Below are 15,162 nucleotides of genomic sequence, written 5' to 3'. Positions count from 1 at the left end.
TAATCAATTCACATGAGAGACAGGAGTTTATATGGCAGGTGACATAGAAAACACGACCGAAGAAGCAAGGTTTATTAAACAAACTCGCAACTTTGATATTCAGCGCGTTATTGTCAAGATTGGCTCATCGTTGTTAACCAATAACGGTCGAGGGCTGGATCGAACTGCCATATATGAGTGGGCAAAGCAGATCGCTAAATTGCACAAGCAAGGCGTCGAAGTACTGCTAGTATCGTCAGGTGCCGTTGCTGAAGGTGTGGTACGAATGAACCTTGAGGAGCGCCCGAAGAAACTAGCAGCACTACAGGCCTGTGCTTCTATTGGTCAAATGGGTTTGATTGAAACGTGGTGGTCAGCATTAATCCAACATGGTATTCAAAGCTCGCAGCTGCTACTAACACATGATGATTTGTCTAATCGTAGCCGTTATCTCAATACGACGGGCGCGTTGACACAATTATTAGAATGGCGCGTGCTACCAGTGATTAATGAAAACGACACTATTACCATTGATGAAATTAAATTTGGTGATAATGATACTTTGGGCGCGATGGCAGCGGCGATGGTCAATGCCGATTTATATATCATTTTAACCGATCAAGAGGGGGTGTTTACGGACAACCCACGTGACAATCCTAATGCAAAAATGATTCGCCAAGAGCGTGCGATGGCGGATTACTTATTTGATATTGCAGGGGATGGTGGCAAGCTTGGTCGCGGCGGTATGCTGACCAAAATTCGTGCTGGTCGTCTTGCTGCGATGGGTGGTTGTCCAACCGTTATCGTGAGCGGTGCTATCGATGATGTTATTACTCGTGTGGTATCAGGCGAAGCGGTTGGTACTTTATTGACCACCAATGATCAAGACAAAATCATTGCACGTAAACAATGGCTTGCCGCACATTTACGTATGTCAGGCACTCTAATAGTCGATGCAGGTGCAGCAAAAGCAGTAGTCGAGCATCACAAGAGCTTGCTACCGGTCGGCGTTGTGGAAGTACGCGGTGATTTCGATGAAGGTGACGTGGTTGAGGTGGTACACCAAGATACGGGCGAGCGTTTAGCGGTTGGACAAGTGAACTTCTCATCTCGTGATGCTTGCCGAGTAGCTCGTGAGCGTACTGAGCAGTTTGATAGAATTCTTGGTAATAATGAAGAGCGTGTGGTCATGGTACACCGTGATAATTTAGCGCTGACCATGTAGAACATTCATGGTATTCATCCAATTTCAAATATGAGCACGATATTATTGATTAAAGACCAACGGCAAATGACGCTCTAAGAAACATAAATACTTTTAATGATTATTGTTTTTATGATTGTTAAAACGAGAGATATTAACCAATAAATTGTTATTAGCGAATATCTCATTATTTGTGGTTTTTTAGAATAGATTGTCGCTATCTAAACGTTTTAATATTCTTTTATTCAACTTATTTTATCCGGCACCGTATTCATTGATGATCATGAATGCGGTGTTGTTTTGGAGATTTGTACATGAGTGCTTCAGACAATAGTAACTCGATCCAGCAAGAATTTGCGCCTTTAAAGAACGACAGATTACTACGTGCCCTACGATTTGAGACGATAGACACCACGCCAGTCTGGATGATGCGTCAAGCTGGTCGTTATTTACCAGAATATAAAGCCACTCGTGCAGAAGCGGGCGACTTTATGAGCCTGTGCAAAGATACGGACCGCGCCACTGAAGTTACTTTACAGCCACTACGCCGTTATGATTTAGATGCTGCTATCTTATTTAGTGATATTTTGACCATACCTGACGCTATGGGTCTAGGCTTATACTTTGAGGCGGGCGAAGGCCCTAAGTTTAAACATCCTATTCGTACGCAAGCAGACTTAGATAGATTGCCAGTACTTGAACCCAAAGATTCTCTTGATTATGTCATGCGTGCGGTGACGAGCATCCGCAAAGCACTAAATGGTCAAGTGCCTTTATTTGGTTTCTCTGGTAGTCCATGGACATTGGCCACCTACATGATTGAAGGCGGCAGCTCAAAAGACTATCGTTATACTAAAGGATTTTTGTATAGCAACCCTGATTTCTTGCATCAATTATTAGATAAATTAGCCACTTCTGTCATTGATTATCTAGATGCACAAGTGGTCGCTGGTGCTCAAATTCTACAGATTTTTGATAGTTGGGGCGGGGCGCTTGGCCATCGTCAGTTTATCGATTTTTCTCATGCTTATAATAAGCGTATCGTCGCTGAATTAAAAGTACGCCATCCGCAGATACCAGTGGTATTATTTACCAAAGGTGGTGGGTTATGGTTGGATGTGCAAGCAGATAGTCAAGCTGATGTTTTAGGGTTAGATTGGACGATGCCCATTGATCGTGCACGCCAAGTATTGGCTGAAAGTCAGCGTCAATTGACCAAACAGCACAAAAAACTACAGAGTAGTAAAGCCATTCAAGGCAATTTGGATCCAGCAACATTGTATGGTTCACCTGCGACGATTCGTGCTGAAGTAAATGCAATGCTTGATAGTGCTTATGCAAGCGGCGAAAAAACGGGTTATATAGCAAACTTAGGTCATGGTATTACGCAGTGGGTCAATCCCGACAATGCCAAAGTATTCATCGATGCGGTGCACGATTATAAAATCTAAAGCCGCTAGAATCTAAAAATGACAAAATTCAGGTATATAAGCGAGCTTTCTATCTAAGATTTGTTTAACAAATACTGATATTTACCAAGTAAAATAAAAAGGAATATCTTATGATTTCAGCAGCGATTGTTGGTGGCACAGGTTATACGGGTATTGAGCTGATTCGCTTGTTATCTGCGCATCCTGAAGTATCTATTGATTTGCTAACTTCACGTAGCGAAGCTGGTACACGAGCTGATGAGATATTTCCAAGCTTACGCGGAATATCAGATATTGTTTTTAGTGACTTGGGTGACGAGACGCTTGCAACACTGCAAAAGTGTGATGTGGTCTTTTTTGCCACTCCACATGGCGTAGCGATGAAGCAAGCAGAGGCGCTAACGCAAGCCGGTGTGAAAGTCATTGACTTGGCTGCTGATTTTCGTTTGCAGTCACTGTCCGATTTTGAACACTGGTATCAGCAGTCGCATGCTTGTCCTGAGCTACTAAAGACAGCTGTTTATGGTTTACCTGAAGTGAATCGCGATAAACTTGCCACTGCTTTAGTCGTCGGTAATCCTGGTTGTTATCCGACCACTGCTATTTTGGGTTTGAAACCAATAATCGATATGCAAAATAAGCAAGCAGAGAGATTGGTGGAATCACGCATCGTTATCGATGCAAAGTCTGGTGTTTCTGGCGCTGGTCGCCAAGCTTCACTTGCGCTTAATTATGCTGAAACTACTGATAACTTTAAAGCTTATAGCGTTGAAGGACATCGTCACCTGCCCGAGATTGAGCAAGGCGTGGCGCAGTTATTAGACAGTCAGTTCACCCATCGCATTCGTTTTTTACCGCACCTTGTGCCGATGATACGTGGCATGCTGAGCTCTATTCATCTTGAGCTGACGGATGCGGGTGCTGCTATTGATTGGCAGCAGATATTTGAAACATGCTATGAATCAGAGGCGTTTATTGATGTCATGCCAAAAGGTATCTATCCAGATACCCGTAGTGTCCGTGCCAGCAACCGTTTACGCATTGCTGTGCATCAAAACAATGAACGTGCGGAATTGACAGTGATTGTCGTACAAGACAATTTGGTAAAAGGGGCAGCAGGACAAGCGGTACAAAATATGAATGTCATGTTCGGATTCGATGAAACAATGGGTCTAAACTTTGCACCTATTGTTCCGTAGCAGATGTTTAGCTGTGGTCAAATCATTCACATTTATGGTGCTAGGTATTGATTATAAATTCCGCTATAATATTGCCATTACTGTTAAGAGATATTGTCTAAATGCGTGTCAAGCTTGTACGACGCTTTTGCTCACAGCCCGCACTTTCATCGTGCAAAGACTCTGATTTGTATCATTTAGAGCGTAGTCCGCATTCTCTTAAAACCAATGCTAGTTCAGTAACTAAGGTAGGTGGTACCCAACAAGGGGCATCCACATTGGTGTTGGCTCTCTTTGTCGTTGTCATATTGGTGACTGCCATTGTTGGATTGATATTCGGTCATAAATTAGGATATCAGCGTGGCTTTCATTCTATGCAAACTGAAACCAAGCAAGCGATGATCAATAGCACTGAGGCAACAGAAGCGCTTGAAGATTTGCGTCTTAGTCATAAAATAGCGGCCAATCAAGCGGCTACTGCTAAGCAGGAGCTGGCGATTAGCTTGGCTAACATCAAAGAGTTGCGTGAAAACCAGCAAGAATTAACGGTTGAGAATAGACAAGTCTCTCAACTGAATGAATTATATGCTGATGTCCTTCGTGACAAAGGCGGCATGCCTTTACAGGTAATAGCGGCAAAGATTGAGCCGTTACCTGAAAATGCCTTCGAATATGGTTTCGATATAGGCATGCTTGCTAGCGATGGCAAAGCCAAACGCCTAAAGCCAACGTTGACGTTGCTCAATGACGATGATTTTGTAGAGGTGCCGCTAGATCCTCCAGTTTATACTATTGAAGGTATCGTTCGTATTCGTGGTCGTTTCATGATGCCATCAGGCTTTAAACCGTTACAAGTCAAACTTAGCTTACAAGCTGGCGGACAACAAGTAGAGCAGCTCTATGATTGGAAGCTTGGCGACCGAGTTGATAATATGCCGCTATCACTTTTAGATTTACCTGAAGTCGACGAAAGTCCGATTGAGCCTTAATCTATTCATATTTAAGAGCGCTATAATAAGCATTGCATTTGCCAACCTCTGTTAGCGCTCTTTATTCTGTTATAAATATAACCATTAATTTGTATGCCAATTATGATAAAACAAACCCTATTGCAAGCGTTGCCAACTGTTGCTGATTGGCACTTTCCAACCATACCTGCTCATCGTGCACAAGATGGCGATACGGACGGTGAGACCTCGCCACAAGCAGATGTACTGGTAGCAGAGCCAGAAGTGGCTAAGCCGCCTATGTATGCAGTCGTTATGTATAATGATAATTATACGCCGATGGAGTTCGTTGTTTATATTTTACAGTCTGAATTTCGTCATAGTATGGATTCGGCAGTCGAAGTGATGCTGACGATTCATAACAGTAGCAAAGGCATTGCTGGTATCTATCCTAAAGATATCGCTGAGACCAAAGCCAAAAAGGTAAACAGTCTGGCACATCGTGAAGGCTATCCATTATTGACCCAGATTGAGCCACATCAAGGCGAATAAGAAAATAGCGTAAATATGAATTTAAAGTTTTATCTTCTTTTCGTGTTTTTATCTTATTATTTCCAATGGTTTTATCGTTTAGAAACCCTGTCAAGCTCTAAAAACCGCTCATTGTGAGCTTGATAGGTACTCTGTATCCAAGCAGTCACTCATAAATTCCTTATTATAAAAATGTCCTAACCTTGATTTTTCTTTAATATACCCTTATCTATATTAAGTCATCACATCAAACAGCTGTCTAAATTTTATAGAAATGATTGCTGCACTCGTATCATTTTCTAGTCATCCTATTAACTTGAATTTTTCTATAATTTAATCAGCTGATGGCTTAAAAAAGTCACTTGTATCCTTCACTCTCTCATTTATTATTCTATTACCGATTTCTCCTTTATTTGCTCAGCTTTTGAAGCTTTCATCCTATTTCTTTACTATAAATATTGATGCGCAGTACGCCTTGATACATTTTAGTCTGTGTTAATAGATTGACTCTTCTTAAGTATCGTGTTGAGATAAAGAAAAGCAAGTATGAGTGATCAAAACGCTTAATTGGTGATAAGTAGATAGCACTGCTACTTGAGTAATACATGGTCAATATCATTTAGCGCTGTCTTTTGATAATACAGATTTAGCCCTTGAACAATCCATCTGTCGCCCTGATTTACTTACTAACTCATTCATAAAGCTATCAATTATAAAGATAGGTATAACCGTAGGAAGTCGTTATGTTAAGTCGTCATCTTGAAGTTTCTTTGCGTTTAGCAATGACACTTGCGCGCCAAAAATCGCATGAGTACCTCACTGTTGAGCATCTGTTATTGGCGTTATTAGAGAATACTCACGCTGCCAATACATTAACTGCCTGTAATGCCAATGTTTCAACGCTGCGTACCGAGTTAGAAGCTTATATCAATAAGCATACGCCAACGGTAGACGCAGACACCGAGCAGTCACCGCAGCCAACCCAAAGCTTTGATCGTATTCTACAGCGTGCTATTTTCCATGTGCAATCTATTGGTGGTGGTCGCCTTGTTGAAGGCTCAGATATTTTAGTATCTATGTTTTCAGAGCACGATACTTATGCCGTTTATTTGCTCAAAAAGCAGGGTATTAGTCGTCTTGAGTTGACCCAATACTTATCGCATGGTCAAGATAAAGACGAGCCATCTGAGCCACGTGCTTCTATGACGGGTGAACGCCGTAGTGCCTCAGAAAAAACCAGTAAAGATCCCTTGGTTGAGTTTGCGACCAACCTAAACCAGCGTGCGGCTGAAGGTAAGACGGATCCATTAATTGGACGTGGCCCTGAAATTGAGCGCGCCGCGCAAGTATTATGTCGTCGCCGTAAAAATAACCCGTTATTGGTTGGTGAGCCTGGTGTTGGTAAGACCTCTATCGCTGAAGGTTTGGCGTGGTTGATTATTAATGATAAAGCACCGAAACCATTGAATGGCTGCGTGATTTATAGCCTTGATATCGGCTCATTAATCGCTGGTACTAAATACCGTGGTGATTTCGAAAAACGCATGAAGTCACTGCTTGATGCGCTAAAGAAAAAGCCCAATGCAATCTTGTTTATTGATGAGATTCATATGATTATTGGCGCAGGGTCGTCAATGAGTAGCAATATGGACGTATCAAATTTGATTAAGCCAGCACTTGCTAATGGTGAGCTGCGCTGTATCGGATCAACTACCTTTACCGAATACCGTCAAGTGTTTGAAAAAGACCATGCACTGTCACGTCGCTTCCAGAAGATTGATGTCAAAGAGCCGAGTGTCGACGATACAATTGATATTTTGCGCGGTCTGAAGCCTCGTTATGAGGAATTTCATAACGTCGAATATACCGATGAAGCGTTGGTCACCGCCGTTCAATTATCTGCTAAGCATATTCACGAGCGTTTTTTACCAGATAAAGCGATTGATGTGATTGACGAAGCAGGTGCCTATAAGCGTTTAGGCGTGATTCCTGATGCTGATGATATTGATGCAGAAGAAAGCTTCATTGCGGATATAGAGCAAGATTTTGATGCTCAGATTGATGCCGATGTTGAGGGTCTCGATGGCGACACGTATAGCGATAGCGAAATGCAGGATGAAGCAGAAACTGCAAAAGCCAATGATCGTGCCAAATCGTTCAGTGAGTCAAAAAGTGCCAAAGCTAAGAAAAACCCACCGATGAAAATCGATGTGGCAGATATTGAAGCGATTGTTGCCAAGCTTGCACGTATTCCTCCCAAGTCAGTATCGAGTGATGATAAGAGTATTCTTCAGCACTTAGATCGTGATCTTAAACACTTAGTGTTTGGTCAAGATGAGGCAATTGAAACCTTAGCCGATGCCATTAAGCTATCGCGTGCCGGTCTCAAAGCACCAGATAAGCCAATTGGTTCCTTCATGTTTGCCGGTCCTACTGGGGTGGGTAAAACCGAAGTTTCACGTCAATTGGCAAATTTGTTAGGCGTAGAACTGGTTCGTTTTGATATGTCAGAATATATGGAAGCCCATACTGCTTCACGTCTGATTGGTGCGCCTCCTGGCTATGTCGGTTATGATCAAGGTGGTTTGTTGACTGAAAAAATCAATCAACATCCACATTGTGTGTTATTGCTTGATGAGATTGAAAAAGCGCACCCTGATGTCTTCAACTTGTTACTGCAAGTCATGGACCATGGTACGTTGACTGATAACAATGGTCGTGTGGCTATTTTTAAGCAAGTCATTGTGATTATGACGACCAACGTCGGTGCTGATAGTATTAGCCGCTCTTCAATGGGCTTTACTCAGCAAGACCATAGCCGTGATAATACAGAGTCGCTCAAACGTGTCTTTACGCCAGAGTTCCGTAACCGTTTAGATGCCATCATTCAATTTAACCCATTAGATACCTCCGTGGTGGTATCTGTGGTTGATAAATTCTTGGTTGAGCTACAAGTCCAGCTTGATGATAAACAAGTCACCTTAGAGATTGATGACGAAGTACGCGATTACTTGGCTAACAAAGGCTATGATCGCCTAATGGGTGCACGCCCAATGCAGCGTCTGATTCAAGATGAGATCAAAAAGTCATTGGCAAGTATGATTTTGTTTGGTGATTTGGTCAATGGTGGGGTAGTACATCTTACCTTAGAGCCTGAAGCTAATGATGAGCAAGATGGTGATTCTGTTAAGCTTGATAAGTACAGTGGTAAGACGGATTATAAGTCTACAGATAAAGGATCAGCAGATAGTCGTATTATCTTGACGGTCGTTGAGACTCATGAGCCACATCCAGACTCTGAGTCACTCGCCAGCTAAGTTTTTGCTACTAATGTAATAACAACGGTTACCATGTTACTGTGGTAGCCGTTTTTTTATTGCTATAATTCATAACAACATCAAGTATGAAATCACTAGCTTTCATGTGCGAGATTAGTTCACGCCCCCCATTCGATATTTATCTAATTAATAACAAATATAACAGGACATACTATGGAATTATTCGATGGACAAACGCCAAAAACGCCAGCGCAAAAGCAGGCTATTTTAGACAATGTGCGCTTGCCAGAAGATTGGAAAACGGCGTTAGCAAACGAGTTAACTTCTAACAATATGGACGACTTGCGTGCGTTTTTAAAAGAAGCCTATCAATCAGAAAACAGTATCTATCCGCCAGCACCCTTAATATTTAACGCGTTAAACCTGACCCCTTTATCACAAGTTAAAGTCGTGATACTAGGTCAAGATCCTTATCATGGACCAGGGCAGGCAATGGGCTTATCATTTTCAGTGCCCAAAGCCATTCCAAAGCCCCCCTCACTCAATAATTTGTTAAAAGAGATGGCAAGTGACGTTGGTATCGCACCCTCAAAACATGGCGACCTGACTTACTGGGCGCAGCAAGGAGTTTTGCTATTAAATAGCTCTCTGACCGTGCGAGAAAGTGAGCCAAATAGTCATCAAAATAAAGGTTGGGAGCAGTTTACCGATGCGGTGATTGATGTGGTTAATGAACAAACAGAACATACCGTATTCATATTGTGGGGCAGTAAAGCACAGAAAAAAGGCAAATATATCAATACTGATAAGCATCTTATTCTCACCGCTGTACACCCATCACCACTTGCTGCCAATCGTGGTGGATTCTTTGGTTCCAAGCCGTTTTCTAAGACCAATGATTATCTGGTACAGTATGGGCAAACGCCTATCGATTGGCAATTACCGCAATAGTTGTCAAAATAAATGAAATATAAACAAAATATAAGCTTGAAGCCACATCCAACCGCAAATAGTCAGTTAGTTATTGAAGATATGCAAGCCAGCACATTTTGGTCACTTCAAGATATGAGCTGGATGAACATAGCTCTTAAACTTGCTAGGCAAGGTGCTGAGCGTGGAGAAGTGCCGGTAGGAGCGATACTGGTACACGATCAGCAGATTATTGGTCAAGGATTTAACGAACCAATTGGTCGTCACGATGCGACCGCTCATGCCGAGATTGTCGCATTAAGAGAAGCGTGTGCGCGCTTAAAAAACTATCGTTTACCATTACAGACAACGTTATACGTTACCTTAGAGCCTTGTACGATGTGTATCGGAGCCCTCATTCATGCGCGGGTAGATAGATTGGTTTATGCAGCAAGCGAGCCACGAGCGGGTATGGTTGGTAGTCAAATAAATTTACCGATGCAGCCTTTTTATAATCATGCTATCGAAGTACATAATGGCTTATGTCGTGAGCATAGCAGCCAGATGCTTAAGACCTTTTTCCGTGAACGACGAAAAGCGGCAAAAAGAAAGACAATATAAGCAATTAACAAGATATCAGTCTTGCTGCTAGTGATGGGTAGGTTTCTTTGCTATAATATCGCCCTATTTGATGACGAAATGATGAATTAATTGTCAAGCGTTTGATAAATAAGTAAATATTGTTCTGCAGCTAGCATGCACTAAGCCGTATCAGTATCGTCTACTATTAAGTGAGTATTATGACCGTTTCTACAGCTGATAACGCTATACTTGATAACTTTGGTGCTGGCAGTAATGATAACCAAGCGCCAGTGTTGCGCTATCCAGTTATCTGCATTGATGGACCAAGTGGGGCAGGTAAAGGTACGGTGACGTGGCGTTTGGCCCAAGCATTGAATTATCAACTGCTTGATTCAGGTGCTCTGTATCGTATCGTTGGACTCAAAGCATTTGAAGCGGGATTAGTTGCGGCAGACGGAAGCCAAGCCATTGACGAGATGGCTGTATTAGCACTAACGCAGCGCCTAGAGATTGCTTTTGTACCTAACAATGCATCAGGACGTGTTGATGTTTTAGTGAATGGTGAGGCGGTTGGTGAGCAGGTTCGTAATGAAACCGTGGGCGGCTATGCATCACAAGTAGCAGTATTTCCAAAAGTTCGTCAAGCATTACTAAAGTTGCAACAAGATATGGCAACTCGTTCTGGATTGGTCGCTGATGGTCGCGATATGGGGACGGTTGTGTTCCCAGATGCGGATGTAAAAGTGTATTTGACTGCCAGTGCTGAAGCGCGTGCCGAGCGCCGCGTAACACAGTTAATAAATGCTGGTCAGACGGCAGATTTTGACGCGATTTTAGCGACAATTAAAGCTCGTGATGATCGTGATGAGAATCGGTCGACTGCACCATCAAAGCCTGCAGAAGATGCTCTACTACTAGATAGCTCTAACTTAGATGCTGATGCAGTTTATTCACAAGTGAAAAGACATTGTCAGGATAAAGGTATTTTCTTTAATAGTTAATAAAAACAAGTTAGTAAGTATGAAAAAGTTTCCTATACGCTTGATTTTAGTATAAAATCACAGTAGTAGACGCTAATAATCTCTAGAGAGTGATAAAAATATTCTTTCTAAATTATAGAGATTTGAAAGTATAAGGCATTGCAATATAAGACAGTTGTTGCTAGTGAGTTTAATAAGTTATGTGCTTACTAACAACAAACGTTTTTATATATGATTGTATGGGATATAAAACCAGTATTCTCGTTTTATGCAATCATAAATTTGATCCGTACTGTGCTGGACAGGATACGGCTATACAAAGGTAGACATAATGGAATCATTTGCTGAACTATTTGAAGCGAGCATCGAAGAAACAGGTCTGGATATCGAGCGTGGCTCGGTTATCACTGGTACTGTTGTGGCCATTGATAACGACTGGATCACTGTTGATACTGGTCTGAAATCTGAAGGTATCGTCGCTCGTGAAGAGTTTTTAAGCGAAGAAGGCGAACTTGAAGTTGAAGTTGGCGATAGCGTTGATGTCGTGGTCGAAGCGGTTGATAACGGCATGGGTCAAACCTTGCTTTCACGTGAAAAAGCCAAACGTGTTGAAACTTGGAACTTCCTTGAAAAAATCGCTGATAATGATGAAATCGTAAAAGGTATCATCTCAAGCAAAGTTAAAGGCGGTTTCACTGTAGATATCGGTTCAGTACGTGCGTTCCTACCAGGTTCATTGGTAGATGTTCGTCCTATCCGTGACACCACGCATCTTGAAGGCAAAGAGCTAGAGTTCAAAGTCATCAAACTTGATCAAAAGCGCAACAACGTTGTTGTTAGCCGTCGTGCAGTTATGGAAGCTGAAAATTCAGCTGAGCGCGAAGAGCTATTGAACAAGCTTGAAGAAGGCATCGAGATCGAAGGTATCGTTAAGAACCTTACTGATTACGGCGCATTCGTTGATCTAGGTGGTATCGATGGTCTATTGCACATCACTGACATGGCATGGCGCCGTATCAAGCATCCATCTGAAGTTGTTGAAGTTGGTCAAGACCTAAAAGTTAAAGTATTGAAGTTTGACCGTGAGCGCAATCGCGTTAGCCTAGGTCTAAAACAACTTGGTACTGATCCTTGGGATAACGTTGGCGGCACATACCCAGTAGGTAGTGTGGTTAAAGCACGCGTCACCAACTTAACTGATTATGGTTGTTTCGCTGAGATTTCTGAAGGTATTGAAGGTCTAGTACACGTGTCAGAAATGGATCATACCAACAAAAACATCCACCCATCAAAAGTTGTTCAAGTGGGCGATGAAGTTGAAGTAATGATTCTTGATATCGATGAAGAACGTCGTCGTATCAGCTTAGGTATCAAACAAACTCTTGCTAACCCATGGGATGAGTTTGATAAGAAACATGAGCGCGGTGATAAAATCACTGGTACGATCAAATCAATCACTGACTTCGGTATCTTTATCGGTCTAGACGGTGGTATTGATGGTCTTGTTCATCTATCTGATATCTCTTGGAACGAAACTGGCGAAGACGCTATCCGTAACTACAATAAAGGCGACACCGTTGAAGCAATGGTATTGTCAGTAGATGCAGAAGCAAACCGTATCAGCCTAGGCGTGAAGCAGTTAAGCTCTGATCCATTCAACGAATACCTAGTCAACAATGACCGCGGTGCTATCGTTAATGGTAAAGTAAAAGAAGTAGATGCTAAAGGCGCTACTATCGAGCTTGCTGACGAAGTTGAAGCGTATCTACGTGCCTCTGAAATTCAACGTGATCGCGTTGAAGATGCGACTAAGCATTTGAGCGTTGGTGATGACGTTGAAGCTAAAATCATCAGTGTTGATCGTAAAACTCGCAACATCAACTTGTCTATCAAAGCGAAAGACGAAGCTGAAGAGCGTCAAGCGATTAAAGAGCTAAGCAGCACTAGCACGACTAGTACTACTGCCAGTTCTGATGCACAGCCAAAAACAATTGGTGACTTGATCAAAGAGCAAATGCAGTAAGCTGCACGTTATTGATATAAGATTATAAAAGAAGCGACTATGGTCGCTTTTTTTTTGCTTAAATTTTAAGTGTACTATTAATCAATGAGGTTTTTGCTCAAACAGGCAAACTCTTATTTCCATTTACCGTAATATCCGCTATCATTTGCAACATTGAGTAACGAGATGTGAATTATTACTTATTTAAGACACTGAGATTATTTTAGTGAATGGCTATTTACCCTTATGATCTTGATGTATGGCTTGTCTTAAAAGTAACCAGCTATCGAAAATGATGGTTCAATTCACAGTCATCTTATCCATTAATCAACAAGGCAAGCGTAATAATGCAGCAAGCGATTAACAAGTCCGAATTTATTAGTAATTTAAGTGCGAACTGTGACAATATGACTGATACTGTAGTCGATGATGCAGTACGTGAAATATTAAACTTGATGACCGATACGTTAGCCAATGATGGACGCGTAGAAGTTCGTGGTTTTGGCAGTTTTTGTCTGCACCATCGTCGTGCCCGTATGGGTCGAAATCCTAAGACAGGAGAAAGCGTACCTGTACCAGCCAAAGCGATACCGCACTTTAAACCAGGTAAAGCATTACGTGAAGCAGTCAATGATACAGTAGCAAATAGTTAAGTGTGTTATAAAGTATTTATTGGGTAAAATTGCCAACAAGAGTGCTTGCCAGCCACCTTTTCTAGAACTTATCACTAGTGAGTTTATAAGCATATAAATGTGTGGGTTGATGAAGGTTTTAGAGTGCTATTTTTAAAACACTAACGACATTTCAAATCGAGGTAGATGTCTCATGCGCTTTTTACTATTTGTATTGCTGTTTTTGAGCTTTGCTTATTCACTTGGTTTGGTGTTGGCAAATAATACCGAAGTTGGCGTAAATTTATTATTCTCGCAAGCACCGACGATGAATCTAGGATTGCTGCTGATTTTATGCCTCATGCTTGGTATTGTTATTGGCATCTTGTTGGCACTGCTTATCTTCCGTGTCTTACAGAATAAGTGGGAAATCTCGCGTTTGCAAAAAGTGAATGTGAATTTGCAAGCACAACTGACACAAGCCAACGCTGTCATTGATCGCCAAGCAACTGCACCAACGGTGGAAGAGGCTGTTTATGGTTCGACAGCGACCAATGTGCAAGTGCAAGACGCAGAAGTACTTACTGTAGATGAAGGCGCGACACTTACCAAACAAAAACGAGACTAAATTATATTTTGTACTGATCTATGAGCAGTCCATATATAGTGTTTTGATAATTCTGATATAGATATGGTAGAACCATGAATAATACAATGAACTCCCCAGTCATCGTTGCCTTAGATAATATGACGATGGAGGCATCGATAGCATTAGCTGATCAGTTAGATCCAACATCATGCCGCTTAAAAGTGGGTAAAGAGCTATTTACTCGCTGTGGTCCTGAGATAGTTAAGGCGCTACATCAGCGTAATTTTGACGTATTTCTAGACTTGAAATTCCATGATATTCCTAATACTACCGCTCAAGCGGTACTAGCGGCAGCTGAGCTCGGCGTATGGATGGTGAATGTGCATGCCAGCGCGGGCTTAGAGGCGATGTCATTGGCTAAACAGCGCTTGTTAGACGGTAACTTTGATACCTTGCTGATAGCCGTCACCGTGCTGACCTCTATGGATAATCAAGCATTGATGCAAACAGGTATTACCGATGGTCTAGATGCGCAAGTGAGTCGATTGGCACAATTAACCAAGCAAGCGGGTCTTGATGGTGTGGTTTGCTCGGCCCAGGAAGCAAAATTACTTAAAGTATTATGTGTTGAAGACTTTAAGTTAGTAACTCCTGGTATTCGCTTGCTAGACGACAATGCAGATGATCAAAAGCGTATTTGCACGCCAAAACAGGCGTTAGATGATGGTTCTGATTATTTGGTGATTGGTCGTTCAATTACTCAGGCAGCAGATCCTGCGGCTAAATTACAAAAGATACTCCGAGGTATTTAGATACTTATAAAATATTTAGATATTTAAAAAGCGTTTAGCATTTTATAGTGTCAGCATGATAAAAAAGACAGCCTAATCCGCTGTCTTTTTTTAATTTTTGCGGGTATATCAAAAAGTGCTAAACTATTTA

General features: G+C 41.9%; 13 protein-coding genes. All 13 read left to right on the top strand.

Annotated features, from left to right (window positions below):
• The first annotated feature begins 31 nt into the window (after positions 1-31).
• The 13 genes from proB to pyrF all read left to right on the top strand — a co-directional run bounded on the left by proB (position 32) and on the right by pyrF (position 15,032).
• Positions 32-1,204: a glutamate 5-kinase gene (gene proB, locus JMW94_RS06570; RefSeq protein ID WP_201501596.1), complete on the top strand. Its 1,173-nt coding sequence runs from the start codon at positions 32-34 to the stop codon at positions 1,202-1,204.
• Between the two features lie 293 nt (positions 1,205-1,497).
• Entirely contained in the window at positions 1,498-2,634 is a 1,137-nt protein-coding gene (hemE, locus tag JMW94_RS06565) for a uroporphyrinogen decarboxylase (protein WP_201603274.1), read from the top strand.
• 110 nt (positions 2,635-2,744) lie between these two features.
• Positions 2,745-3,812, top strand: coding sequence for an N-acetyl-gamma-glutamyl-phosphate reductase (argC, locus tag JMW94_RS06560; protein ID WP_201603271.1), 1,068 nt, complete (start codon positions 2,745-2,747; stop codon positions 3,810-3,812).
• Positions 3,813-3,913: 101 nt separating this feature from the next.
• Positions 3,914-4,780, top strand: coding sequence for a hypothetical protein (locus JMW94_RS06555; RefSeq protein ID WP_045445038.1), 867 nt, complete (start codon positions 3,914-3,916; stop codon positions 4,778-4,780).
• A 102-nt stretch (positions 4,781-4,882) separates the two neighbouring features.
• A complete protein-coding gene (locus JMW94_RS06550; RefSeq protein WP_087814601.1) occupies positions 4,883-5,290 on the top strand; it encodes an ATP-dependent Clp protease adaptor ClpS in 408 nt (135 codons plus the stop codon).
• Positions 5,291-6,012: 722 nt separating this feature from the next.
• A complete protein-coding gene (gene clpA, locus JMW94_RS06545) occupies positions 6,013-8,586 on the top strand; it encodes an ATP-dependent Clp protease ATP-binding subunit ClpA (protein ID WP_201603268.1) in 2,574 nt (857 codons plus the stop codon).
• A gap of 174 nt (positions 8,587-8,760) precedes the next feature.
• On the top strand, positions 8,761-9,498 hold the full coding sequence (locus tag JMW94_RS06540; protein WP_201603265.1) for a uracil-DNA glycosylase: 738 nt from the start codon (positions 8,761-8,763) through the stop codon (positions 9,496-9,498).
• 12 nt (positions 9,499-9,510) lie between these two features.
• On the top strand, positions 9,511-10,077 hold the full coding sequence (gene tadA, locus JMW94_RS06535; RefSeq protein WP_201603262.1) for a tRNA adenosine(34) deaminase TadA: 567 nt from the start codon (positions 9,511-9,513) through the stop codon (positions 10,075-10,077).
• A 179-nt stretch (positions 10,078-10,256) separates the two neighbouring features.
• Positions 10,257-11,039: a (d)CMP kinase gene (gene cmk / locus JMW94_RS06530; protein ID WP_201603259.1), complete on the top strand. Its 783-nt coding sequence runs from the start codon at positions 10,257-10,259 to the stop codon at positions 11,037-11,039.
• Between the two features lie 310 nt (positions 11,040-11,349).
• Positions 11,350-13,041 carry a 30S ribosomal protein S1 gene (gene rpsA, locus JMW94_RS06525; protein WP_055124414.1) on the top strand — a complete coding sequence of 564 codons (1,692 nt, stop codon included), beginning with the start codon at positions 11,350-11,352 and terminating at the stop codon, positions 13,039-13,041.
• A 326-nt stretch (positions 13,042-13,367) separates the two neighbouring features.
• Positions 13,368-13,673 carry an integration host factor subunit beta gene (locus JMW94_RS06520; RefSeq protein WP_045445047.1) on the top strand — a complete coding sequence of 102 codons (306 nt, stop codon included), beginning with the start codon at positions 13,368-13,370 and terminating at the stop codon, positions 13,671-13,673.
• A 172-nt stretch (positions 13,674-13,845) separates the two neighbouring features.
• A complete protein-coding gene (locus JMW94_RS06515; protein WP_201603256.1) occupies positions 13,846-14,259 on the top strand; it encodes a lipopolysaccharide assembly protein LapA domain-containing protein in 414 nt (137 codons plus the stop codon).
• Positions 14,260-14,333: 74 nt separating this feature from the next.
• Entirely contained in the window at positions 14,334-15,032 is a 699-nt protein-coding gene (pyrF, locus tag JMW94_RS06510; protein WP_201603253.1) for an orotidine-5'-phosphate decarboxylase, read from the top strand.
• The last annotated feature ends 130 nt before the right edge of the window (positions 15,033-15,162 follow it).

Source organism: Psychrobacter immobilis, assembly GCF_904846185.1.
Taxonomy (GTDB): domain Bacteria; phylum Pseudomonadota; class Gammaproteobacteria; order Pseudomonadales; family Moraxellaceae; genus Psychrobacter; species Psychrobacter immobilis_B.
Note: the sequence above shows the minus strand (reverse complement) of the source record. Positions and strands in the feature narration are given on the sequence as shown.

Excerpts from the sequence above, each read along its gene's own strand:
- proB (WP_201501596.1), top strand. The coding sequence starts at position 32 with ATGGCAGGTGACATAGAAAACACGACCGAAGAAGCAAGGTTTATTAAA.
- argC (WP_201603271.1), top strand. The coding sequence starts at position 2,745 with ATGATTTCAGCAGCGATTGTTGGTGGCACAGGTTATACGGGTATTGAG.
- rpsA (WP_055124414.1), top strand. The coding sequence starts at position 11,350 with ATGGAATCATTTGCTGAACTATTTGAAGCGAGCATCGAAGAAACAGGT.
- JMW94_RS06550 (WP_087814601.1), top strand. The coding sequence starts at position 4,883 with ATGATAAAACAAACCCTATTGCAAGCGTTGCCAACTGTTGCTGATTGG.
- JMW94_RS06520 (WP_045445047.1), top strand. The coding sequence starts at position 13,368 with ATGCAGCAAGCGATTAACAAGTCCGAATTTATTAGTAATTTAAGTGCG.
- cmk (WP_201603259.1), top strand. The coding sequence starts at position 10,257 with ATGACCGTTTCTACAGCTGATAACGCTATACTTGATAACTTTGGTGCT.
- JMW94_RS06540 (WP_201603265.1), top strand. The coding sequence starts at position 8,761 with ATGGAATTATTCGATGGACAAACGCCAAAAACGCCAGCGCAAAAGCAG.
- hemE (WP_201603274.1), top strand. The coding sequence starts at position 1,498 with ATGAGTGCTTCAGACAATAGTAACTCGATCCAGCAAGAATTTGCGCCT.
- pyrF (WP_201603253.1), top strand. The coding sequence starts at position 14,334 with ATGAATAATACAATGAACTCCCCAGTCATCGTTGCCTTAGATAATATG.
- tadA (WP_201603262.1), top strand. The coding sequence starts at position 9,511 with ATGAAATATAAACAAAATATAAGCTTGAAGCCACATCCAACCGCAAAT.
- clpA (WP_201603268.1), top strand. The coding sequence starts at position 6,013 with ATGTTAAGTCGTCATCTTGAAGTTTCTTTGCGTTTAGCAATGACACTT.
- JMW94_RS06515 (WP_201603256.1), top strand. The coding sequence starts at position 13,846 with ATGCGCTTTTTACTATTTGTATTGCTGTTTTTGAGCTTTGCTTATTCA.
- JMW94_RS06555 (WP_045445038.1), top strand. The coding sequence starts at position 3,914 with ATGCGTGTCAAGCTTGTACGACGCTTTTGCTCACAGCCCGCACTTTCA.